Annotated in this window: 16 protein-coding genes; 8 read left to right on the plus strand and 8 right to left on the minus strand. The window is 36.5% G+C overall.

All coding sequences use genetic code 11. The features are described from left to right. Positions 1-133: 133 nt before the first annotated feature. Positions 134-382: a hypothetical protein gene (locus ORI89_RS03895; protein WP_268229129.1), complete on the plus strand. Its 249-nt coding sequence runs from the start codon at positions 134-136 to the stop codon at positions 380-382. Positions 383-480: 98 nt separating this feature from the next. On the opposite strand, the gene ORI89_RS03900 is transcribed toward ORI89_RS03895, so the two are convergent. From ORI89_RS03900 to ORI89_RS03910, 3 genes are all read right to left on the minus strand, one after another. Further along, positions 481-930, minus strand: coding sequence for a hypothetical protein (locus ORI89_RS03900; RefSeq protein ID WP_268229130.1), 450 nt, complete (start codon positions 928-930; stop codon positions 481-483). A gap of 11 nt (positions 931-941) precedes the next feature. Then, a complete protein-coding gene (locus ORI89_RS03905) occupies positions 942-2,039 on the minus strand; it encodes a hypothetical protein (RefSeq protein WP_268229131.1) in 1,098 nt (365 codons plus the stop codon). Between the two features lie 188 nt (positions 2,040-2,227). Next, entirely contained in the window at positions 2,228-3,139 is a 912-nt protein-coding gene (locus tag ORI89_RS03910) for a DUF6268 family outer membrane beta-barrel protein (RefSeq protein ID WP_268229132.1), read from the minus strand. Between the two features lie 137 nt (positions 3,140-3,276). On the opposite strand from ORI89_RS03910, the gene ORI89_RS03915 reads away from it, so the two are divergent. Next, the gene (locus tag ORI89_RS03915) at positions 3,277-4,311 is read left to right on the plus strand and encodes a sensor histidine kinase (RefSeq protein ID WP_268229133.1); all 1,035 of its coding nucleotides are present in this window, start codon (positions 3,277-3,279) and stop codon (positions 4,309-4,311) included. A gap of 2 nt (positions 4,312-4,313) precedes the next feature. After that, positions 4,314-5,066 carry a LytR/AlgR family response regulator transcription factor gene (locus ORI89_RS03920; RefSeq protein WP_268229134.1) on the plus strand — a complete coding sequence of 251 codons (753 nt, stop codon included), beginning with the start codon at positions 4,314-4,316 and terminating at the stop codon, positions 5,064-5,066. Positions 5,067-5,103: 37 nt separating this feature from the next. Here the strand turns inward: ORI89_RS03920 and ORI89_RS03925 are convergent, their stop codons facing one another. Further along, positions 5,104-5,706, minus strand: coding sequence for a porin family protein (locus tag ORI89_RS03925; protein ID WP_268229135.1), 603 nt, complete (start codon positions 5,704-5,706; stop codon positions 5,104-5,106). 774 nt (positions 5,707-6,480) lie between these two features. On the opposite strand from ORI89_RS03925, the gene ORI89_RS03930 reads away from it, so the two are divergent. From ORI89_RS03930 to ORI89_RS03950, 5 genes are all read left to right on the plus strand, one after another. Next, complete coding sequence (locus tag ORI89_RS03930; protein ID WP_268229136.1) at positions 6,481-8,667, plus strand: S41 family peptidase; 2,187 nt, start codon at positions 6,481-6,483, stop codon at positions 8,665-8,667. A 143-nt stretch (positions 8,668-8,810) separates the two neighbouring features. Continuing rightward, a complete protein-coding gene (locus ORI89_RS03935; protein ID WP_268229137.1) occupies positions 8,811-9,626 on the plus strand; it encodes an ankyrin repeat domain-containing protein in 816 nt (271 codons plus the stop codon). Between the two features lie 299 nt (positions 9,627-9,925). Next, positions 9,926-11,965 (plus strand): hypothetical protein, encoded by a 2,040-nt coding sequence (locus ORI89_RS03940; RefSeq protein ID WP_268229138.1) that lies wholly within the window; start codon positions 9,926-9,928, stop codon positions 11,963-11,965. 12 nt (positions 11,966-11,977) lie between these two features. Further along, positions 11,978-15,373, plus strand: coding sequence for a hypothetical protein (locus ORI89_RS03945; RefSeq protein ID WP_268229139.1), 3,396 nt, complete (start codon positions 11,978-11,980; stop codon positions 15,371-15,373). A 611-nt stretch (positions 15,374-15,984) separates the two neighbouring features. Continuing rightward, on the plus strand, positions 15,985-16,599 hold the full coding sequence (locus ORI89_RS03950) for an RNA polymerase sigma-70 factor (protein ID WP_268229140.1): 615 nt from the start codon (positions 15,985-15,987) through the stop codon (positions 16,597-16,599). Here the strand turns inward: ORI89_RS03950 and ORI89_RS03955 are convergent. The 4 genes from ORI89_RS03955 to ORI89_RS03970 all read right to left on the minus strand — a co-directional run bounded on the left by ORI89_RS03955 (position 16,592) and on the right by ORI89_RS03970 (position 23,761). Then, a complete protein-coding gene (locus tag ORI89_RS03955; RefSeq protein ID WP_268229141.1) occupies positions 16,592-17,428 on the minus strand; it encodes an endonuclease/exonuclease/phosphatase family protein in 837 nt (278 codons plus the stop codon). The genes ORI89_RS03950 and ORI89_RS03955 overlap by 8 nt on opposite strands. A 62-nt stretch (positions 17,429-17,490) precedes the next feature. Then, entirely contained in the window at positions 17,491-18,492 is a 1,002-nt protein-coding gene (locus ORI89_RS03960) for a BT_3987 domain-containing protein (RefSeq protein WP_268229142.1), read from the minus strand. Positions 18,493-18,518: 26 nt separating this feature from the next. Further along, the gene (locus tag ORI89_RS03965) at positions 18,519-20,375 is read right to left on the minus strand and encodes a RagB/SusD family nutrient uptake outer membrane protein (protein WP_268229143.1); all 1,857 of its coding nucleotides are present in this window, start codon (positions 20,373-20,375) and stop codon (positions 18,519-18,521) included. 23 nt (positions 20,376-20,398) lie between these two features. Next, entirely contained in the window at positions 20,399-23,761 is a 3,363-nt protein-coding gene (locus ORI89_RS03970) for a SusC/RagA family TonB-linked outer membrane protein (protein WP_268229144.1), read from the minus strand. Positions 23,762-23,856: the final 95 nt, after the last annotated feature.

Below are 23,856 nucleotides of genomic sequence, written 5' to 3' on the forward strand. Positions count from 1 at the left end.
GGGGGGTGGGTGGGTCTGAACCAATCCCTCGCTCTCCGCAGCAAAACCTTCATCGAAACAGCAAAATACCTAACTCTAGGTATTTCAGAATATTTTTTTAGTCTCTAGTTTTGATAAACCAAAAAAATAAGACATGAAAAAAAATACCACTTCTTCTCCTTTGGTATCAACTACTATGGGAACCCTATTAACTAAAAAGGGGATACGGTTAGGGCGTAAAACATTTTATCTGTCCCTATTTATATTCTCTACAGCTTTTCTTTTTGCTTGCGATGATGATGAACCATATTGTTACTTAGATGAATATGGCGAGTATGTATGTGAAGAAGGAAGTCAGCCCGTCAGAAAACCTTCTAATGTTACAGCTCCAGGTATTAAATAAATGGGGAGATGATTCGACATTATTGATATCAAATCTACATGCGGTATTTTATAAATAGGGCACCGTATGTAGATTTGATATAATTTTTATTTTACTCTTTACAGTAGTAGGCTATTAATTGGTATATTAAAACGTAAAGACGTTGTAAAACCTTTTATGGGACGGAAATCTTTTTTATCAGAAATAGGAAATCCATAACCAAAATCCAATTCAATTAAAGTCAGTATAGATAGTCCAACTTTTGGGCTTATTGTATAGGGTGTGAATTCTGTTCTAGCAAATGCACCCAGAATATATATATCCGTATAGTAGGTTGCTGCTAATTCAGGGATTATTGTATGTTTTTTTTGTATCCAAGTGAAGTTAACCGTGGCGTCTAATTTTAATATATGCTTAGTGTTTATACTAGAAGCGTAATAAACCCCTGTTTTTAGAACACTTCCCTTTTGATATTGGTAGCTTACGGACGGACCAAAAATGTAATCTTGTGCTTGTAATTTAGTCGCCGCGGCTAATAATAAGCAGAGTGCTATTAAAGTAATTCTCATTTAATTTTCTCTTATTTACCAATGTCTTCTTTGAGCGTTTTCAATAGTTGATTTATACTTGCGGAATCTGTTATTTCTTCGTTAACCTCAAACTGCTGGTATTTTTCTTGTTCCGTATTTTTGAAGAGCACCGCCATGTCTGGCCTTCCTGCGTTGTCAAAGCTTACATAGCTTAATAGTGTTTCCTGGGTGTAGGGTATAACCAAATGTTCGAATATAGTTTCTATGGGCTTTTCAGTTTCTTTGGTAGCTGTGCTGAAGTATTGGTCTATTTCTTCCAGTAAATCTTCAGCTTTGCCTCCATATTCAAAAGAAAACTGTGCGTAGAATTGAGACAGCAATTCGTGGTCAGATACCGGGCTGCGATCTTGGTTTGGAAGCATATTGTATTGACAAAGCTTATTATCTGCATTATAGTAGAATACAGAGCTTGAGTTGGGCGTGCCTTCTGCGACACGGTGCAGAATTGGCGGCGATTGCTGTACATGCTCTCCATTTCTAAAATAATCAGCTACTGCCCATCCTTCTTTTATGGAAAGGTTGACTTCATCCTTGCTGTCAAATGTTTTGATAATTAGCTTGTTGTTTTTTATTTTAAAAGAAATACGATTAAAATAATGCATAGCAAACATATCTATTGTCAGCCCGTTTTTTTCCCCGTCTATATAATGGTCTGTCAGTAGAAACCCAATCGCTGAGTTGCGGTATACATTACCTGTTACTACGGCATTGTTGACGTAAGTCGTTTTTAAGGTATATTCTATTGGTGGTTCGTATTGATCTTTTGCGATGAAGTCTACAGCATATTTGATTTTTAACTCTCCATTTTCGTAGTAATTGACAAAAGGAAATTCACCCAATAGTTTTTCTTGGGTCACTTCATAACCATTAAATGGTTTTCCATCTTTGAGCTCAAGTGTGTATACACTTTGGGGATTTTCGCTTATTAAAATTTTATCTGTCTCAATCATATGTGTACGATGTTGATTTATTGTTCCGGGCCTGATTTCCTGGGCTTGTAAGGTATCATTGCCGGCCCCTATAATAGCGGACAGTAAAGCAAATATTGCTAATCTTCGCACTGCTCTATGCTTTAATTGCTTTTCCATAGTCCTTATTTTTTTACTAAGCTAAGATAAAATCAACTTTATTAAGTCTTTTTTTATTGTCATTTTTTATTAAAGTCACCTGTTGTGATACTGTTTTACTTTTGCTTGGAGCACATTAAAGAAGGGTCATTCTTCTCGTTTTTTTTTGAGATGTATTCTTAATTGTCTTATATATAAATGTTTATGGGTTAAAGATTGACGGTTATTCCTGCTGATGCATACGGAGATACCTGAAAATAATAATTGTTTTTATTTTGAAACATTGCTTTTAGCGTCCTATCTGAAAAATATGCTGATCGTATGCCATTTATTCCTAAGCGTATTGGGATATGAATGTTTTTATTTATTTTGATCTCGGGTTGTAGTGCAGCTATAATATATTGATGTGTAAATATAACGTCCTTTTCATCTTTTTTCAGTAGAGCGGTTTGTCCGTTCATTTCTCCAACCACAGATAAAGAGAGGTTTTTATGCATATTTAATCCTGCTTTTACTTCTAAACCATTGGTTAGTGCCAGTTTAAAATCTATATTACCTTGCATTCTCCAATTTACGTAAAGGGCTGGAAAAGCCATGGGGTATCCAAATGTACTATTAATCGCCAGACCTGCTCCTAAGTCTAGGTTAGGTGTCATTTCATATATAAATATAGCGCTCATACTTCCTAAAACATGCTTTGCCCGTATATTTTTCAGTAGGCCTGTCGGAGCATATACGCCTGCGCCAACACTCATAATCATTGACCATCGATCGTTTATAGGTCTCATGTGATAGAGCGCTGCACTTAAATTTCCTATTTCGGGAATCACTAGTTCTTCCGTGAAATTTTTGTTTTTTAGGGATGCATAGGAGCCTGCAATACCGACACCCCATACTACAGGTTTCTCATTTTCATCCAGGCGCATCGACAATGGAATATTTAAGCTCGCACTATAAACTATAGCCGATCCTTTTGTTGTGCCAATCCGTTCTCTTGGTGCTTCTCCTTTGTCCTGCCAATAGCTTGATTCTCCAAAATATTCAGTTTTTACTGTCAGCTGTGCATTTGCCTGCATGCTTAAGAATGTTATTAATAAGTAGATTATTTTTCTAAGTACCATATTTAATTCGTTCTGTTATTATTTTATGTCAGCAAAAGTGGGCAGACCATATAAAACAGGAAAACTTTTTTGACGGCTAGACGTTTGCTTATGACCGATGGATAGTGTAATTACTGTAAAAACAGCATCTTTGTATAATGAATATTAACAATTTAGAGCGGTTCGATTTGTTTGTTTTCTTCGTATGGGCAGGTATAGCCATAGTACTAAGCGTTCAATTTTCAGAGCGGGCTTCGACTCTAGAAGCGGTAGCTTTTGCTTTTACTTCCGTTTTGGTTTTTTATCCTTTCAGCACTTACCTCAGTACAGTACTGCTTAAAAAAGCAATTAAAGAAAATAGGGTATTACCTTTTATTATTCAGTTTTGTTTAGTCTCTATGCTGATGGCAGGCTTTGTTTTAGGACTGTATATTGTCTTTAGCTACTTGGAAGATATTAATGTTTTTCCTAAATCACGATTATTCGAGAATAGTGGAGGTATGCACCGTGACATCTTAGGGGCATTGGCGGCTGTCTCTCTTATTAATTTTGGTTTTTGTGGTCTACGTTTCTTTGAGGAAAATTTACGATTACATAAAGTTATTATTGAAACTGAGCTTCAGGTATTGCAGGCGCAGATTACTCCTCATTTTATGTTTAATGTTCTCAATCATGTAAATACTTTAATTAAGAAAGAACCTGATCTAGCATCAAACTTATTGTTGCAGTACACAGAAATTTTGCGCTACCAGTTATATGCAGGTCAACAGCCATTGATCAGCTTACAACAAGAGGTGAATTTTTTAAAAAACTTTATAGCTATCGAGCAAGTAAGATGGAAAAACACTCTTAATATCCGCTCTTCCTGGGATGTGGAAGAAGATGATAAAAAATTATCTCCACTTTTACTTATCACTTTTATAGAAAATGCTTTTAAGCATGTATCGCGCTCTATATCACAGCAAGGTTTTATACATATCGCGCTCATTCAAAAGGATCATTTATTGATATTAAAGGTGGAAAACTCAACCTATACTGACCAATATGAACAAGCGAAATCTTTGTCTTCTTCGGGTTTAGGTTTAGAGAATATAAAAAAAAGATTGGAGATATTGTATCCGAATAAACATGTTTTAAAAGTTTCGAAACAGCAGGAAGGAATATTCCATATACATTTAGAGTTAACCGTATAAGCATGAGTAAAATTAATATAGAAACGGAGGGACAGTCTTCGATGCGCTGTCTCATTGTGGATGATGAGATGTATGCTATTGAAGGAGTGGCGGACTATCTGGACGAAATCGGAGGGTTTAATATTGTTGCCAAATGTAGTTCTGCGATGGAAGCCATAGAAGTTTTAAAAACAGAGCATATTGATCTCTTGTTTCTCGATATCAATATGCCTCGTTTAACAGGGTTAGAGTTTTTAGAGCTTCTCGAAAACCCTCCCTTAACTATATTGACAACTGCCTATGCGGAATTTGCGTTAGATGGTTTCAGGCTTAATGTGGTAGATTATCTCTTGAAACCTTATAGTTTGCAGCGCTTTTTTACAGCCGTAAGTAAAGCACGGGAGTTATATCAGTCTAAGTTGTTGCTGCAGAAGGATCAAAGCACTAAAGCTGTGACGATGTATATTCGGCAGGGGAGTGCCTATCAGCGCATTGAGTGGGAAGAGATCTTATTTGTTGAAGGCATGCAAAATTATTTAAAACTTTGTTTTAAGGATAAGGAATATATTATTCATCAGACAATGAGTTCTCTTGAAGATGTGCTACCGAAAGATAGTTTTTTTCGTATTCACAACTCCTATCTTGTCCATGTAAGGCATATAGACTCTATCTTTTCAAACCGTGTTATAGTCAAGGGGAAGGAGCTTCCTCTTTCTAAATATCGTCGAGAGGCTTTTTTTAATTCTGTTGTGTATAAAAATCTTATTAGCAAGTAAAAAGGAGCATGGAGCTCCTTTTGCTTTTATTTACGTTTTAGAATTTATAGCCTACCGTTATATAAGCTGTTCGGTTTTTTAGCTTCGTTCCTTCGGGGGCACTGATATTATGAATGCCTATATCATAACCTGCGCCAATCCCCAATTTTCCCAGTGCTAATACGGCAGTAGCTCCTGCTCCGTAGTCTAATTTTTTCAGCCCTGTACTCTTAAAGGTTTTTTCATTCAGATTGTAGTCTTTAGTTTTTCCACCAATGCCATATGCTATATATGGACCTGCACCCATCAATAAATTGATGTCTTCTGTAAGAGGAAGCTTGTAAGTTAAGTGAAAGGGCATTTGCACGTAGGTGAGTGTCATGTTTAGCTTGCTTTCCTTAGATATATCTTTTTTTAATACCTTTTGCTGAAGATTTATGCTTGTCAGTAAATACATGTTTGTGCTAAGGGCAATATCTGCTGTTACTCCAAATTGATAACGAATAGCAGTTTTCATACCTTTTACATCACCCGATAATGCAGATAGATTAGCACCTGCTTTAATTCCGAACTGGACTGGTTTTTCTTGTGCTTGCGTCATTTTCATGTTCACTAGAGATAGGGCTAAAACAGCCATAGCTGCTGATTTGACTTTATTCATTTTGTTGTGTTTAAATAATATATTTAAAACAAATATCATCTAGGTAAATCAAATGCTCGAATCTGTTTGACAGCTGGACATTTAGTGTTGATTGGTGGAGGATTAGGCTAACTTCTTCCCGCTACTTTAAGTAGCAAGCTTGTTGATTTCTATTTTTAATGGCTTCAATTGGTTATAGATGATATTATCTGCATGATAGGTATTTCAGGCAGTTAGTCGATCCGTTCGGCTTTTTAAAGAGAACTTTCCCAATTTTCTTCGTTTTATGTAGGCGGCCGCTCCCCATGAATGTTTATTGGTTAGAAAGGCAATAAATTTATGACTAAAAGAGTCTTTAGTATAATAGTATAAGGTGAAACACTTATTTTACTACTTACATTACTCAAAGTCTCATAAAGATTATTTATATTAGTCATATCATTTCTTACGATAAAGTAATCAATTTGTCAACTACCTTTTTGAACTATTACTATAAGATATGACCCCATAGTTGAATACGATAAGTTTACACGTAGCTAAGCGAATTAGAGACTATTAAGCCAATTTTACAGATGAATAAAAGGACATGCGACTTATCGACTCCTTTAGTGTCTCGGAAATTATATTTTTAAAAAAGTTAAATTTAAATTTTTGTGAATTTTTACGACTATAATTATATTTATTATTAACCAATATAGATTTTTCAAAGATATGGGTAGCAAGAAATATTTTAAACGATTTGTTTTTCTTTTTTTTTACTTTTCTATAATTATATCTTGTGCCCAAGAACCAAAGTTGTCATATAGAGAGGGATATAACTTAAGTTTTGAACAAGTTGAATTTAATCAACCGATCTATTGGCATGTACTTGGAAACAATAACTACCTAAACTATCTAGATTCAGTTCATGTAAAACATGGTAAGTATTCAGCGGTTTTAGAGTCAAGAGGGAACTCATACAAGCAATTAAAAACATGGGTATTTATGTTACCTGACCACTTGGAGGGGAAAGAGATAACACTTTCAGGATATATAAAAACCGAAAATATTCTCAATGGATTCGCAGCATTAATGATTAGAATAGATCCGGCAGTTGCTTATAATATAATGGAGAAACAGGCGGTAAATGGTACAACTGATTGGAAAGAATATCGGATTAGTTTACCTCTGCAGCCTGAGAAGACAAAAAGTATAGCAATTGGTGGGCTTTTAGTAGGAGATGGTAAAGCTTGGTTTGACGATTTTAAAGTCTTTGTTGATGGGAAAGATATTACTCTTTTAGAAAAAAAAGATTATCCGGCTTCGACGGACAAAGAATTTAATCATGGAAGTAAGATCAATACATCCGACATAAGTAGTGCTAAAGCAGAAAATCTCATCTTATTAACTAAAATTTGGGGTTTTCTAAAATATCATCATCCAAAAATTGCAAAGGGAGAATTAAATTGGGATTACGAGTTATTTAGGTTTTTGCCTCAATATTTGCCTGTCAATTCATCTAAAGAAAGAGATATGTTACTTGTCAATTGGATAGAAAATCTAGGACAATTAAATACTTTAGCTCAACCTAAACAGGATAACCTAAAGATATTTTTAAGTAACAATATTGATTGGATTAAAACAGGTCCATTTTCTTCTGACTTAAAGAACAAACTTATACAAGTTTATGAAAATCGATGGAATGAAGCTAATAATCATTATTATATTGGAATTGGACACGATACAGAAAAACCTATTTTTAAGAATGAGGCTGCTTACGAAAATATGCCCTATCCAGATGCTGGTTTTCGATTACTCTCGTTAATGCGGTATTGGAATATTATTCAGTATTATTTTCCTTATAGAAATTTGATAGACAAAAACTGGGAAAAAGTCTTAGAGGAATATTTGCCACAATTTATACATTCCAAAAACGAATTAGAATATGAATTGGCTGCTTTAAGATTAATCTGTGAAATTGGAGATTCTCATGCTAACATATGGTCAGGCGCTGACAAAATAGCTCAATTAAAGGGAGATTATTTTTCACCATCCAAAGTTGAATTTGTAGAAAAACAACTAGTCGTTACCGATCACTATGGAGTAGGGCCCTATAACTATGGAGTAGGGCCCTATATACATACTCCTTTTAAATTGGGAGATATTATTACACATATTAATGATAAGAAAGTTGAAGATCTTGTAGATAGTTTAAAAATACTTTATTCAGGATCCAATGATCGAACCATAAAAAGAGATTTAGCGCACGAAATTCTGAGATCACCACATACAAAATTGCTCGTCACTTTTATAAGTAACGGACAGACTTTTCGAAAAGAGATAACGTTGTATCTTCGTAACCAGCTTAACATACGGGATGTTTATCTCAAAGAGTCAAGGGAAAGTTACTTCAAAGTTTTAGAGTCAAATGTTGGATATATTAATACAAGTTCATTTTTACCAAAGCATGTCTCTGAATTAAGGGAAAAATTGAAAGATACTAGAGGAGTAATTATTGATTTAAGGCATTCAACATCAGGAGCAGATATTTATGCATCTTTAGGGGCATTATTCATTGAAAGTTCAGTTCCATTCGTCAGACCTACTGTTATGAATATAAATAAACCAGGTGAGTTTATTTTGCGTTCGCCAAACCAAATTGAACCCTCAGAGGATACTTATCGAGGAAAAGTAGTTGTACTGGTCAATGAAAACACTCAGAGTTCGCAAGAATATACAGCAATGGTACTTAGAGCAGGGGTAAATACGAGTTTATTGGGGACCTCTACAGCTGGCGCTGACGGTAACATGTCACCCTTCAAACTACCTGGTGGATTATCTACTTCAATATCAGGAATTGGTATATTGTATCCAGATGGTAAGCAAACGCAAAAAATTGGGATTATCCCGGATGTTTTGGTAGAAAGAAGTATTAATGCTATTGTAAGCGGAGAGGACGAATTGTTGGAAAAAGCAATTAAAATTATAAAGAATGTTCAATAATATTAGTGTGCTTAAGTTTGAACTTTTTAATTCTCACAAAGAAGACAATGAAATTGTGAAGGAGGGGAATGATAAATACTCTGTACAACCAATTAAGTTAGTATTTTGTTTATCTTAGTTCGACAAGCATATTTTTTATTATAGTGAATTATAAAAGTCAACTGTTAAAACAAATAAACGCCTATTCCGACACGGAAAAAGGTATTCCTGAGATTAAGAAACTTATAGCAGATAGTCTGAATGCCACACTGCAAGAAGGGGAAGCGAAAAACTATGAACCATTCCATACGGGAACTACAGCCTTGATGATTGCATCGAATTTTGGTTATTTGGACTTGGTGTCGTTACTGATAGCGTCTGGAGCTGATATCGATCTTTCGAATATACAGGGATTTACCGCTTTAAAAGGAGCTCTGAGAGGTGGATATACCGATGTCGTTAATAGCTTGTTAAAAGCAAAAGCGAAGACTGATATCAGCGATATTTACGGAAAGACTGCTCTACACTATGCTTGTACACAGCCTAATGTTGCTATTCTAAAAATGGTAATTGATGCAGGAGTGGATTTAAATGTACAAGATAAGGACAAGCAAACAGCGTTATTTTTGCCTTCCTATAACGGGAGACTAGATTTGATCAGTGTGCTGTTAGAGGCAGGCCTTGATCCGAATATTAAAGATAAAGGCGGTTTCACAGCATTGACATGGGCGGCACAAAACGGAAAAACAGAAAGTGTACGTGCACTCATCGAAGGTAGGGCAGATGTGAATATCAAAAGTAAAAAAGGAATTACACCTTTAATGTCAGCAAGCATTAAGGGAGATATTGAAAGTGTCAAGTTATTAATTTCAGCTGGAGCAGATGTTCGAGCCGAGGAAAAAGGCGGTTATAATGCCCTTACTTTTGCAACTAAAAATAAACACGAAGAAATAGTTAATTTGCTTGAACAATATAATTGATAAGCTCACGTATATTTCACGCTTAAAACTTACTTTCTTAGACCTAAGCTCATATCTTAGAAAGCTATGTCTAGTAAATAAACAGTAAATGTGGTACACTTTGTTACAAGCTGTAAAAACCAGCCCATATAGATGGCCTATAGCTATGTTGTGGTAGTATAAAAGCCTTACTGTTTATGTATGTTGTCAAAATGGACCATTTAGTAGAGGATAGACTCCAATAAGCAAAATATATTTTTTTAAAAGGGGTAACAAATCATAAGCATTCTGTATGTAATTATAACTAATACAGAATATTTATGATGAAGAACATTCTACTCACTTTATGTTGTATCGCATACACTCTTTTTGCAAATAGAGGTATAGCGCAACAGAGACCAGAGCTTTACCTTGGAGGAGGTCTCGTTAATGGGATAAAAGACATTCATATTCCTAATACGCAAGGAGGGAACCTTGGCTTTTATATGCCCTTCGTATCCAAAAAATCATTTTCATTTGGCGTAGATGCAGGTGCCGGTTATTTTTTTTCCAATAAAGGTAAGTTGTCTGGTATTAAGCCATTCGAACTTCCTGGAGTTCTTGATAGTTATGTACATGATGATCCTGATTTAAGCCCTAGCAGTCGTATGTTCCGATTTGGAATTGGACCAAGGGTCGATTTTAATCTGATCGAGAAGTTACAACTGAGTGCAGGAATTGAAGGAGGCTTATCCCTGTTAAAAAGCGATCCTATAGCCTTTGATCAGTTTTTTAAGTATGGAGATCACGAGTATAAAAAGCGAATATATAGCCGTGAAAAAGTAGAGGCCACTTCTTTTCAATGGGCACCAAAGTTACGTTTATCATACCCTATAGCGGAGAAATGGAAAGTGTGGGCAGAGGGAAATTATATGATGTCCCGTTTTCAAGTTCAAGAAGAACAAGTTCAAATGACAGATAGCGAAGGCAATGCTTTTAAAGAGTGGGGGCAGTTTCTCGAGTCAAAGTATACTAGCGAGAAAACCACTGCCAGATGGAATAGCTTTGGTGCACAGCTAGGGATATCTTTAAGGCTTGGGAAGCACAAATCAAGCGCTCGAATAGCAAAGTCTACGAAGCCACAGCGTGAAGGTCTTTTCGTGAGCAATGTAGCCGATCAAGTCCAGCCAAAAGAAAATAGAAAACTTCTGCCCCTTACACCAAAGAATAACAGCCGCTTCAAGTCAAAAGGAGAGCTCAAAGGTTTACACTGGGAACTCCTAGGGCGCCGTCTTCCACAAGCAGAATATAGTATTACACTAGTAGAACTCGGGGCAAAGCGTAAGCCATTACGAACTTTTCATACGATGACTTCAAAAATGGAAGTATCTATTGAACAAATCACAGAAGGAAGAGAATTAAAAGAAGGCAACTACCGTTGGCAAGTATCTGAAATAGGATCAGGTTTAACTACCCCTATGCAATTTTTCTCTGTTGGAAGCTGTGATATACAGTTTGAAATAGAAGAAGAAAGCATTAGTTGCTTGGGCTACGAAGGTGAAAATCGTAAGTATCAAATTTGTTTTAATTCGGTATACCAGAGTTCTTCTGGCGATCTTACCTACCAGCAGTCAAGTTCAGGGTTGACTATTTATGATCAAAACAATACAGTTATTCCGCATACATTAGTAGGCGCACAACCCATGTTAGTAAGTCAGCTAGGTGCTAGCAGCAGCTCGGTACAATACTGTTTTGAGGTAGAAGTTGGCCCCCAAGTTACTAGTATTGGTATAGGGCTTCAAGGAGATGATCTAGACCCAGGGCCAGTTTTATGTCAGCCAGGAGTTAGCGTTGTATTAGATAGTTTACCTGATTGTCTTTGTAAAGACTGCGATCAAATGACATTAAATTTTGATCCAGTTCAAATTAACCAGGTACCGTCCAATACCAATATGTTTTCTTTTACAGGCGATATACAAGTTAATGTCCCTATCTATGCGATAGAGTTTCAAGTGCTTTCTTTTAACTATTCAGCCGATCCGGAGCCCTGTTCAGGAGGTATAACAACCCTAGAAGAAGCAGGCATGTTCTTGCGCAGTGGATCAACAATTAATAACTCGAGCAACCTGAGTTTTTACACCGCAGCAGGCGATCCGAATAATAATCCACATGCATCAAAAGTAGTGACTTATACAGCCAATAATACCATCTCAGGAAATATACCCATTCATCTTCTCATGGGTCTTCCGGGGCCATTGGCTGGATTTGATGCAGACTGTTGTAAGATGAAATATGAAGTTTGTTTTAGAATAGTAGTGTATTATGATCCTTCAAATTGTAAATCATGCGTTTTCACCAAATGCTTTCAGTTTACCAATTAAAAAAATAGAAAAATGAGTACATTACAATATATAAAAAGCACGAGCCTCTTATTTTTTTTAATAGTTTTTGCTTTAGTAAGCCGAGGACAGATTGTCTTAAACACAACGCCGCAAACTTCTAGTGCACCAATAGGCAACTTTGGTAACCTAACAGTTAGTGTACCTTCAGAAGTGTTAACAGGCGATAATATTACATTAAACATAACCTTGCCCGGCCTTGTGTCTGCTAGCTGTGTTAAAACAGTTACTGTAACCCATTCCGATAAGGTAGCATATCAAGCACATGGTACAGAACCTTTCTCTCCAATCGGCCCCTATACATATCAAAATTCGGGTGTTTTAACAGGGAATGATGGGATGAGTTTTAATATATACTATAAGTTTCCGGGATACGTCACATGCAATGGAACGGAAGGTTCGTTTGATGTTACCCTTACGATCAATTGTGGTGGAGTAGAATACACAGCCACTGTAACAGTGCGAACCATCGGGAGGGCAGCCAATTATTGGACAGTCACCAAAGAGTTTTTTGCGGGCAATCTCCTATGCGGCACGTCACGTTGGTTAGTTAGCTTAGTGCACAATAACCCAAATGGAGCAGGATTAGGCACTTATTCCATTCAAGGTACACTCACAGAAGATGCCCCTGTAGATGTTATCGAAGGTGCATTTCTTCAAGTAGGCCCATATACCATGCCTCATAACAGCCGTTATGTTCACAATGTATATTTAAGAAACTGTGCGCCTGCCGGAAGCACCATTGAAAACAAAGTGAAGTATAAGCTGAAGTTAGGAGACGATTGTGAAACCATGGAAGGCGAAGTGACAGCAGCGTCTCCTCCAATTGCAAGCCCCAATGCCCGTCTATCATTTTCGAAAAATATTATTAATGTCACGACGACGAATCTTACTCCTGGCTGTCAAGGACGTTATGCTATTACATTAAGCAATAGTGGAAATATTCCATGGACGAATATTAAAGTCACCGATGACTTCAATATTCCAGGTATATCCATTATTCCGCCTCTTTCTCTGCCAACAGGATGGACAGAAACCAATAGTGGAGGAATCTATACTTTTGATGGAGGTACAACTGTCCTCAATCCAGGCGATCAAATAACAATTACTATTCCTTTTTCGATAGATCAAAACGTGCCCATAGGTACAGAGATAGAAAATGTTGCAGTTGTTAGCTATCAGGCAGACGGGGTTGAAGAGGAAGATACCGGCGGAGGTTCTGGCACTGTTTCTTGTCTAGGCGTAGATTGTCCAGAAATAGATACTTCTATACAAAACGATACGGCCTCAGTTAAGTTTAAAGTGGAAGAGCCAAGACCTATTCCAACCATTAGAAAGTGTCTTGTAGATCCACCATCGGGTATTACACCTCCTTTATATTCTATGGACGATCAGATCAAATTTTCTATTATTGTATGGAATACTGGTGCAGGAAGTCTGAGTGAATTAATATCTGATAATTTAGCCGCATTAGGACAAAATCTACAGATCGACCCATCTTCAATTCACTATGAATACTACACCAATGCACATACTGGCTTTATCAATGAATGTAACCCAGCAACTGGAACCTTAGAGTCGACCATTCCTTTTTCGATTACTGCTAATACAGCCAATCTTCAACATCCTACTTTCGCCATTAGTAATATGCCAGGCGTTTGTCAAATACAGCGGGGTAATTATCTGAAAATAACCTTTTCGGCCAATATACTTCCACAGATGTATGGTACTAAGACCAATATAGCCAACATGACTTTTAACGACCAAAACCTCAGTGCTTCGGTCAATTATACGATAGATCAAGGCGGGCAATTGGGAGTTGAAAAGCGTGCGGACCGTGAAGCCGTTGAAAATGGGCAAGTTTTCAACTACATCCTTAAAGTTAAAAACAAAGGGACAGTACCTTTACACAGCGTTAAGATAATCGATGATCTGCCATCCTGTGTTGTATTAGACGGTGCTATCGTCGCTCGGAATATGGCAGGAGCAGTAATTCCACATACGAGTACTGGAAACCTAGAAATTCATATCGAAAGTACAGCAGAAATTATGCCTGGTGAAGAGTTTACAGTTACCGTACCTGTTCGTAAAACACAAAATGGAACCTGTTGTAATGTTGATGTGATAGCTACTGCCATAATATCCACCTCAGGTATCTTACTCGATGCTAGCGACGGAACAGAAGATTCACCTGCAGCCTGTGTAAGTAGTACAGAATGTTGTGATATTCCTGATTTTAGTGCAGAATTGATAAAACGAGAAGGTAAGTATATTATTCAAATAACAGGAGGAGCAGTGCCGATTCAAGAGCTCGATATTAGCATGCTTGACTTTCATGTAAGCTACAATCAAGAAGACTGCAAGCCTCTGAACCTTGGAGTCTTTGGGCAGCTAACTTCCAATACAACACAAGTAGGAGGTTTAGTTTTGCAAAATACTGGTCCAGCTGGAGTTCTTACATGGGGTTTAGGGCAGCCAAGCGTTGTTAATGGTCAGTTGGAAGTTGAAGTTAGTCTACCCGAAATGCTCGATATTTCCTGTTGTGAGATGTTGTTTACATTCTGTCTTAAGGTACGCATAAAAGACGTTAACTGTAATGTATGTGAAAAAACAATCTGCTACAACGGCGAGCCTGAAGTTCCACCATGCGACATTGAGCTCACGAGTATGAGTGAAGGTCGCACATTCTGCCCAGGAGATGTAATAGATATTGCGTGGTCAGGAGCCACGTCATCTGGTTTCGTAGATGTATACCTAATGGATGGGCTAACCAATACTATTTATCAGGTTTTAGCACATGGAGTTAGTGGTCTTAATTCCTTAAGTTTCACTATTCCATCAGACTTCCCGTGTGGAGAAGAGCGTGTTTGGTACCTATTAGTGACAGATCCCAAAGGAGAGTGTGTTATACAAACCCGAAAGTTTCAGATCACTTGTTGTGCAGTAGCCTGCGATTGTGGTTTTTGGAAAACAAATGACGTGACAATCAAAAAGATCCTTACTGCAACCCCCAATAATCAGTTTGAAAATAGTGCCTCTTTATTGAAAAAGGCTGCGGTTATTAATGTTACTCAAAAAGTAGAGTGTGGCGGCGTAATCAATCTAGCCAAAGGTAGTTATAGTTTTACGAGTCCCGATTTTGTGTGCCAATCAGAAGACTGTACAGCTACCTATGAATGGGAGATCACCGCACCTAGTGGAGTAGTTTACCATGGACAGGGTAAAACTTTTACCCATCAATTTTCACAATTCGGAACATACAACATCAAGTTCACACCGATTTGTGGCAATACCAAATGTGAACCATGTATTATTAAGGTCAATTTAAATAGAGGAAGTATTGGAGATGTTATAAGCTTGCCCTATGAAGGTATAAATTTCAACTTCTAACCAACTAAAATATGAGGATAGGGTGTCTAAAAATGGACACCCTTTTTTTGGTGCATTGATGTGAATTTCGGGGTTATTTCTACCCTCGTTTCGTACGCTACCGTCACACGATATACCTTATCTGCGGTGGGGGAGCCCGACATAAGGCCAAATCAATTGCTCAATTTCTGCCATGGCGATCGCTTCTAACACAAGTTTTTGATAAGTAAAGTTTTCTTTTGATGCTGATGTTTGTTTACAAGGTTGGTATATATATCCTTGGGGATGTAGCATTTTGAAAATTCACAAAGCCAGTCAATAAGCTGGACTATATGTAGATGTACACATTTAAGGCACTGTTTTGCTAATATATATAATTGTAGCTACCTCAAAGTTTGTTAATTAATAATGCCATATTTTATTGTTAAAAGCCAGTGCCTTATGTGTTTTCGAAAGTACATGTTCTATTTCTTATTCTTTCTTTTGTGGTTTCATTATGTTTCGATATATTTGGTTAATACTCTTGAATTATAAATTCTAAGCTAAAACCAAGAAAATAGTTACATATTTAAAAGTGATTTAACAACTGCTTAATACTAAAGAACTACTTTAGTAGCTGATACATTAAAGTTATGTCTAATTCTGATAATATAAATAATTTAGGACTGCTTATAAGGGACGGGGATCATTTGGCGTTCATGAAGTTATATGAAAAGTATGTAGATGGATTATTTAATTTTATTAGAAAGTTTATAGCTGACGAGAATGTAGTGGAAGATCTTATTCATGATTCATTTTATAATTTGTGGCGATATAGACGTAATATTAAAGAAGGGCATCCTATTCAAAACTACCTTTATCGTATTGCAAGAAATGAAGTGTATAAAGAATTGACTAAGCAGATCCAGCGAAAAACTACATTAAGCACATATGCAGAGAATAAAAAGGGAATGTTTGAAGGAAGTGCTTATCAAACTGTTCTTGAAGATGAATTGGGTGAAATATATAATATGGCAATTAATAAGCTTCCTCCCCAAAGAAAACGGATTTTTATCATGTGTCGAGAAGAGGGGTTGAGTCATAAAGAAATTGCTGAACACCTTAATATTTCACCTAATACTGTTAAAGAACATATGTCTTTAGCAATGCGAACTATAAAAGATTATATAACCAAAGAACATGATGTAATATTTACTGTTAGTTTATTATGTTCATTACCTTTTAGTTTGTTAAATTCTATTATTTAATATTGAAACTTGCTACTACTGGAAAATGGTCAGACTCTCTATCTGCCCAAGTATATACATTGTATGATTTTACTGATATAGCATCTAAAGGTGCATACATTAAATAATCAATTGTCCGATCAGGTTTTGAGTTGTATGCGTTTGGAGTGGGAAATGTAAATTGACTGCAATTTGCATTTAAGCAACCTAGTATAAGGTGTTTTCTTAATATTTTAATCGTTTCAGAATCGGGGCGCGCATTGAAGTCAGCACCTACGATAACAGGTTTATTAAAGCTTTTTATTAGTTCTACAAAATCTTTTGCCTGCTTAAGCCTATTGGCTTCATTCCCAAGGTGGTCAAAGTGGGTGCTTATAAAATAAAAATCTTTATTATCTTTCTCTACCATTATACGAGCAACAGAGCGAATCTCACCGCCGAGCTCTGCTGTAACGTCTAAATTATATGCTTTTTTCTCTTTAATAGGAAGTTTGGAAAGTACAGCATCACCGTATTCACCGCCATAAACATTTATTGCTTTTGCAAAATAGTAATCCATACCTGTTAATTCAGCTAGTTGTTTTGCTATGTCACCGTGTTTAGCATTTCTAGTTGTGAACTTATCTACCTCCTGTAATGCCACTAGGTCAGGATCGTATTTACGTATTACTTTGGCTATTTCTTCTAAATCAGGAATACCGTTAGGTCTTGCTCCCCATATATTGTAAGTCATAGTTTTTACTATGGTTTCTTTGTCTGGTTTAGGCGTAATTGTGTCTATTTCATCGGTACTTTTACTACAAGCACTAAATAGAAACACGCAGCAAAATAATTTAAAGATATTTTTCATTTTATATTTTTTAATGAGGCTGTTGATTATTATCAACAGCCTCTAATTTAATTAGGGTAGTATTAGAATGCAACAAGTTCAGCAATTGCTGTTGTTTCACCTCCATTTGTACTGCTTAATACAGTAACTTTAAAGTAAGTACATTCAACACTTTGTTCAAAATACATCGTGGCCGACGGAGCTTCAGTAGTTGGAGCAATAGTATAAATACCTGCGGTTGTCCATGTTTCTCCATCAACACTAGTCTCAATTTGTACATTTTTAGGAAACAGGTAAGCATGATTGGTACCCGGTCTACCATAGAGGGTCAAACCATGTAATAGGTGTTTATTATTCATATTGACGGTAACATGATGCGGTGGTCCAGGCCTCCAACCGTCTACTCTTCGGTATGTAGAAAGCCAGCTTGTATTTACATCACCATCTATACAATATGGAGCACGACCACCTATACCATCATAATCATCTGAAGAAAAATCATCAATTTCCCAATCATTAATAGCTATCGGTGTAAATGGATTTTCTTCATAAAAGCCGTTTACAATGAAATATGTGGTATGTAACTCTTCTGATATGGCTATACTAGGCGTGACATTATTAATACTTACAGGAATAATGTAGTTCTTCGTACCTCCAAGTTTTATCGGGTTAATTTCTAGAGAATTAAAATTACTACCCGTTTTTCCTGCTGGAATTACTACAGACTTTTCTACTACTCGGTAACTTTCTGATGGAGCGAGCTCATAATTACTGTTGTTTTGTTGATTGTATTCGTCTACCATTTTTTGGTTTATTAAAAAATCAACTTCCACATTATTATCTAAAAGTTGCACACCGCCATAGCCAACACCAAAAGATGTGCTTATCCATTCGTCTTTTATAGGCAGAGATTGATTAACCGTTCCGTTTGTGGCCAGTTGCATAAAAACTTTAGCGTATGCATCTGGATTCTCTATTTTATATTCAGGCTTACTACAGGCACTAAACAATAAGAGTAGTATTAATGAGTAAGATGATTGGTATAGACTCATCTTTTTCTTTTTCGAATATACTTTTGGGTTCATATGAATATTTTTTTTATAGCGTAGCTTTACCATCCTTGATTTTGCACTAAATTTGGATTCCGCTGGATTTCTGTCTGTGGGATAGGGAAGAAATAGAAGCTCTTTCTGAATACCCTTGTTTCAAATCGAGTTCTTTGGAAAAAGGCTATATCTGTATTCGATGTACCAGCTTCTACATTCATTCCGTAAAATGCACCGCCATCAGTTTGTTCTGCGATTTTCCATCTACGTGTATCGAAATATCGTAAATGTTCCATAGTCAGTTCTATTCTTCTTTCCGTTCTTATTTGTGTCCTCATTTCTGACTGTGAAATACCTGTTGAAAGAGCGGGAATTCCTCCTCTTTCACGTATCTGATTTAAATACTTTAAAATATCAGGATGATTCGGACTGTATTCATTAAGTGCTTCTACATAATTTAATAGAATCTCAGCATATCTCATCATTACTAATGATCTTGCAACATTATTTTGGGTTGGGTGATAAGTAGGAGATATATTTTTCCTAAATAAGTAACCTGTTTCTGAATAGTCATGTGAACCACCTTTACCTGATTCCCCAGTGTAATAAAGCTGGACTTCGCGAACGCCTAAACTTGAAGTCGTATTTATCCAATCACTACCACTATAGGTAATACTGGCATAAAACCTAGGTTCTCTATTAACATACATATTAAATGTGTTTTTTTCCCGTGTAGCTCCTGGTGCTGTAAACTTACTAAAGCCGGTTTCAGCATATCCACTCTGTGTATTGATAACCGGACTTCCATTACTGCTGTAACCTGTAATGGGGACGCTTCCATCTTGCATTCGGTATGCATCTACAAGCTGTTGAGTAGGACCCATTGATGCATATCCATTAGCTAGCCGTGGTGTAGAAGATCTCTGATACCCATGTAGATTAGCATTGTTTCTAGCCATTATCCACTCGATATTCCATGAATCAAGAAAAACATCTCTATAAGATAAGTAAGGATCTATTTTACCATTTTTATCCATTTTCTTGTATAAACCAAGTCGTCCACTTGATTCAGCGTAATCAATAATAGACTTTGCCGCCGTTGCTGCTCTTTCCCACTTTTTCTCGTCATAAGTATTATTGAAAAGGGGACTACCATCATTATTTGTTAGGCCATTGTAGTCATTGTTTCCATTAACCAACGGACTTGCCGCATATAACAAGACCTTACTTTTTATAGCCTGACATAGAATTTTACTAGCACGGCCCATATCATTCTCTAATACATCATCGCCATCATAATAATGGGTTATATCTAAATCAGCTTCTGCCATATCCAATTCGGACACTATATAGTTTACGCAGTCGTCATAAGAACTTCTTGGCAATTGCATTTCTGGATCCGTAAGAGGAAGGTCAGGATCTATTTCTACATCACCTATGATTACAAATGGGCCATATTGTTTTAATATTTCTGCATAGAAGAATGCTCTTAAAAAACGGGCTTCTGCTTTTCTTTTCTTAATTAATGCTGCCCCCTCTCTTTCTTGCAGAATTTCTTCATTTCCATCTATGTTATTAATAAAAGTGGTTGCAGTACGTATCCCTTTGTAATAGTGGTCCCAAAAATTCCAATAATTTGATGAAGCATTCCAGTTACCAAGATTTACTCTATAAGGTGCATTTCTTTGCGAAACATCATTATCATCTGACAATACATCCCAGGGCGTATCATTAGTTCTATGCGCTTCATCTCTTATAAAATTGTATGTTCCTGCAAGCCATTCTTCTGATAGTTTTCGTCTGTTAAAAACTTCTTCTAATGATAATCTATCATCGGGCACTTGATTTAGAAAATCTTTTTGGCAAGAAGTTGATATCAATAAAAAAGAAGAAATAAAGAGCGCTGTTATTTTATGTTTCATATTATAATTCATTTTCTTGCGGTTTAAAAGTTAACGTTTACGCCTACAGAATAGGTAGTAATATTAGGGTATCTTGTACCTCTTCCGTCACCTAATTCGACATCCCAAAATTTAAATGGGCTCCATGTAAATAAGTTGTAGCCAGCAAAGAAGACATTTGCCCCGGTAAGTTTCATCGATTTGACGACATTCTGAGGGATTTGGTAGGTTATTTGTAAATCTTTTAATCTCAGGTAGCGCCCATTTTTCACCCACCAGGTACTGGTCGCATAGTTACTATTTGGACTACCATCCGATAGGCGTGGATAAAATGCGTCTTGTCTTGGGTTATCTATCGTCCACCTATCTTCAATATTGCTTAAAAGATTACCACGACTCATAGAAACTGAAAAAGGCATCATTCCTTCTCCATTCATTAAAACGTCAACATTTCCTACTCCTTGGAATAAAGAAGATATAGACCAGTTTTTATAGCCGAAAGAAAATCCAAAACCATATACTAATTCCGGAATCGTACCATATCCAATAGGCATGCGGTCAAAATCGTCAATCTTTCCATCGCCGTTAACATCTTGAAATTGTATATCACCTGGTTTTACGGTTCCAGGATGTAATGGACCATTTTGAATTTCTTCTTCCGAATCAAATAAACCTAATGCAATTAAGCCCCAGCGTTGACCGATTTTTTTCCCTCTCTGATCTAACCATGGGTAGAGCGGGGCAGGTTGATCATTTTCTACAATTTTATTTCTATTATAAGTAATATTTCCCCGTAGTTGTACAAACATGTCATTAAACTGTTTATTCCATGTTAGCGAGGCGTCAAAGCCCTTATTATCAATTATACCTAGATTACCAAAGGGTGCTGATTGAAGACCTACATAGCTAGGAACGTTACCTCTTCTAATAAAAATACCTTCTCTTCTCTCTTTAAAAAAGTCCAATTGAAGATTTAAAGTATTATTTGTTGTTTGTAAATCTAAACCTATATTACTTTTTATAGAGGTCTCCCAAGTTACATTTACCCCATATTCTCCTATATTATAGCCTCCAAAATTATTACCTCTACTTTTCCCAAAACTATAACCAGTACTGCTATCTATAGTTGATATATAGGCAAATCGTGTTTCTGAGCTTCCGCTAAGTATTTTACTGTTCCCGACTTTACCATGTGAAAAACGTAATTTAGCTACTGGTAATTTATCTTTTAATCCGCTGAAGAAATCTTCCTCACTAAATACCCAAGCTAGTCCTGCTGATGGGAAAAAACCAAATCTATGATTAGGGGCAAAGTTTTCTGAGCCATTGTATCCAAAGTTGGCCTCTAAAAAATACTTATCAGCAAAACTGTAAGTAGCTCTACCGGAAAGCCCAAGATATCGGTAAGGTAAGGAGTTTATTAAGTTTGAAGCTTGAGAATTAAGCATGTCGCTTTTATTAAAAAGAAGCATACCTGTAGTATAGTGTTTGCCAAAAGCTTTTTTATAGTTTAAAGCACCTTCTAAATAAATGGTTCTTTCTCCTTGGCTGCTTCTACTAAAAGATAAAAAACGATCTCCTTCGTGTGTTTGTTCATACATCATTTCGCCGTTTTCATCTCTTCCTATAGCAAGATAAGAACTTGGTCTCTTTGTTCTTCTCATGCTTGTGTAATTATAAACGTCGAAAGAAAACATTGCGGTTGCTGACAATCCATCTAATATAAAAGGTAATTCCTGTGTCGCTCTTAAGTTTGAAAACAACTGATTTCTCCATTGATTCGCGTAACCTGTTTGTGTAAGGTGCGCATATGGATTCATTAAGCTTCCTGCCCGTTGATCTGGAACAGTTCCATTTTCAAACATAATTGGATGTATTACAGGTGTTACCATCCAGGCATTTGAGAATATATCACCTTGTCCTGTTGCTGGGTAGTTTGCATTTGCCAGATACCCCTGAACACCAAGTTCAATTTTAGTAATATTACTAGGTTTTACTGTCAGGTTCGAAGTTAAGTTATATCTTTTATAGCCAACTTGTTGGTTATAGTTCACAGATTTATCCTGTTTGTACATACCAACCTCATCAAAGTAACTTGTTCCTACGTAATATGTTGCTCTATCTGATCCGCCACTAATATTTAAGTTACCTCTTCTTTGATGTCCAAATTTATTAAATAAAGCATCCATCCAATTTACGTTTGGATATAGGTAGGGGTCTTCTCCACTAGCTGTTTTTTCTATTCTTTCTTCGCTGTAAATAGGAGCTGCACCTCTATTTGTTAGTGCTTCATTGGACATGTGCATGTAGGTAATTCCGTCTGCAAATTCTGGTAATGTGGTAAATTGTGTTAGACCTTCGTAATATCTGAAGTTAAACTTTGGTTTGCCTGCAACACCACTTTTTGTTTTTATAATCACTACACCATTTGCCCCTCTGACTCCGTATACAGCTGTTGCTGCAGCATCTTTTAAAACAGTAAAACTTTCGATATCCTCAGGGTCGACATTGGACATTTTTCGTGGCGTACCATCGACTAATACTAAGGGTTCGCTCAGACCTTGACTAAATGTTGATATTCCTCTGATCCAAATTCCGGAGTCATCGAATCCTGGTTCTCCCGTTCTTTGAACAGATACTACCCCCGCAATTCTGCCCGCAAGGGCATTTGATAAGTTAGCAACAGGTACTTGTAAACTTTTTGCTTCAACTGTAGATTGTGCACCTACTAAGCTTATTTTCTTTTGTGTACCAAAGCCTACTACAACTACTTCGTCAATTCCTTCCTCAGTTTCTATAAGTTTGATTGTGTAGCTTCTTGCATTACCGATAGAAACTTCCACATTTCTATAGCCTACCATTTGAGCAACTATGGTAGCTGTTGTTGGAACCGATAAAATAAATTTACCGTTTAAGTCCGATGTAGTACCAATAGTAGGTTGTTCTTTAACAAAGATAGAAACACCTGCCAAGTTTTCTCCGTTGGCGCTGACAACTGTTCCTGTTATTTCTATATTTTGCTGTTTTAGGCTGGCTATAATAGGCGAAGGTATTATCCTAATGAAGTTATGCCGCAGTTCATACGTTAGGTTTTTTTCTTCTAATAAATCTTTAAGAATAAATTTAATCTTTTTATTCGCTGTATAGTTTACTTTGGCTTTTAAGTAGTTTGCTTCGCTATCATAGGCCAAAGGAACGGCGTGTTTCACCTGAAGTTGTTCTAGCACTTCTTTAAGGCTAGAGTTTTCAAATTTGACACGTATAGTGCTTTCTAATTCTTTTTGTCCATAACTTTCAAATGAAGCCAAAACAATACCACTGGTCATAAGAAAACACCAGAGTAGGCATGAGATACGCATGATCTGAGTGAGTTTTGAGGTGGGGTAAATAAGTCTTTTTTTTTGCATATTTGCATTAATTAATAAAGGTTAAATCTTTGTTAATGAGAAAAATGATGTCAGTAAGTTTCTCAGGCTGTTTGACATCTTTTAATTATTTTTCC

The organism is Sphingobacterium sp. UT-1RO-CII-1 (genome assembly GCF_026711005.1).
Classification (GTDB): Bacteria; Bacteroidota; Bacteroidia; order Sphingobacteriales; family Sphingobacteriaceae; genus Sphingobacterium.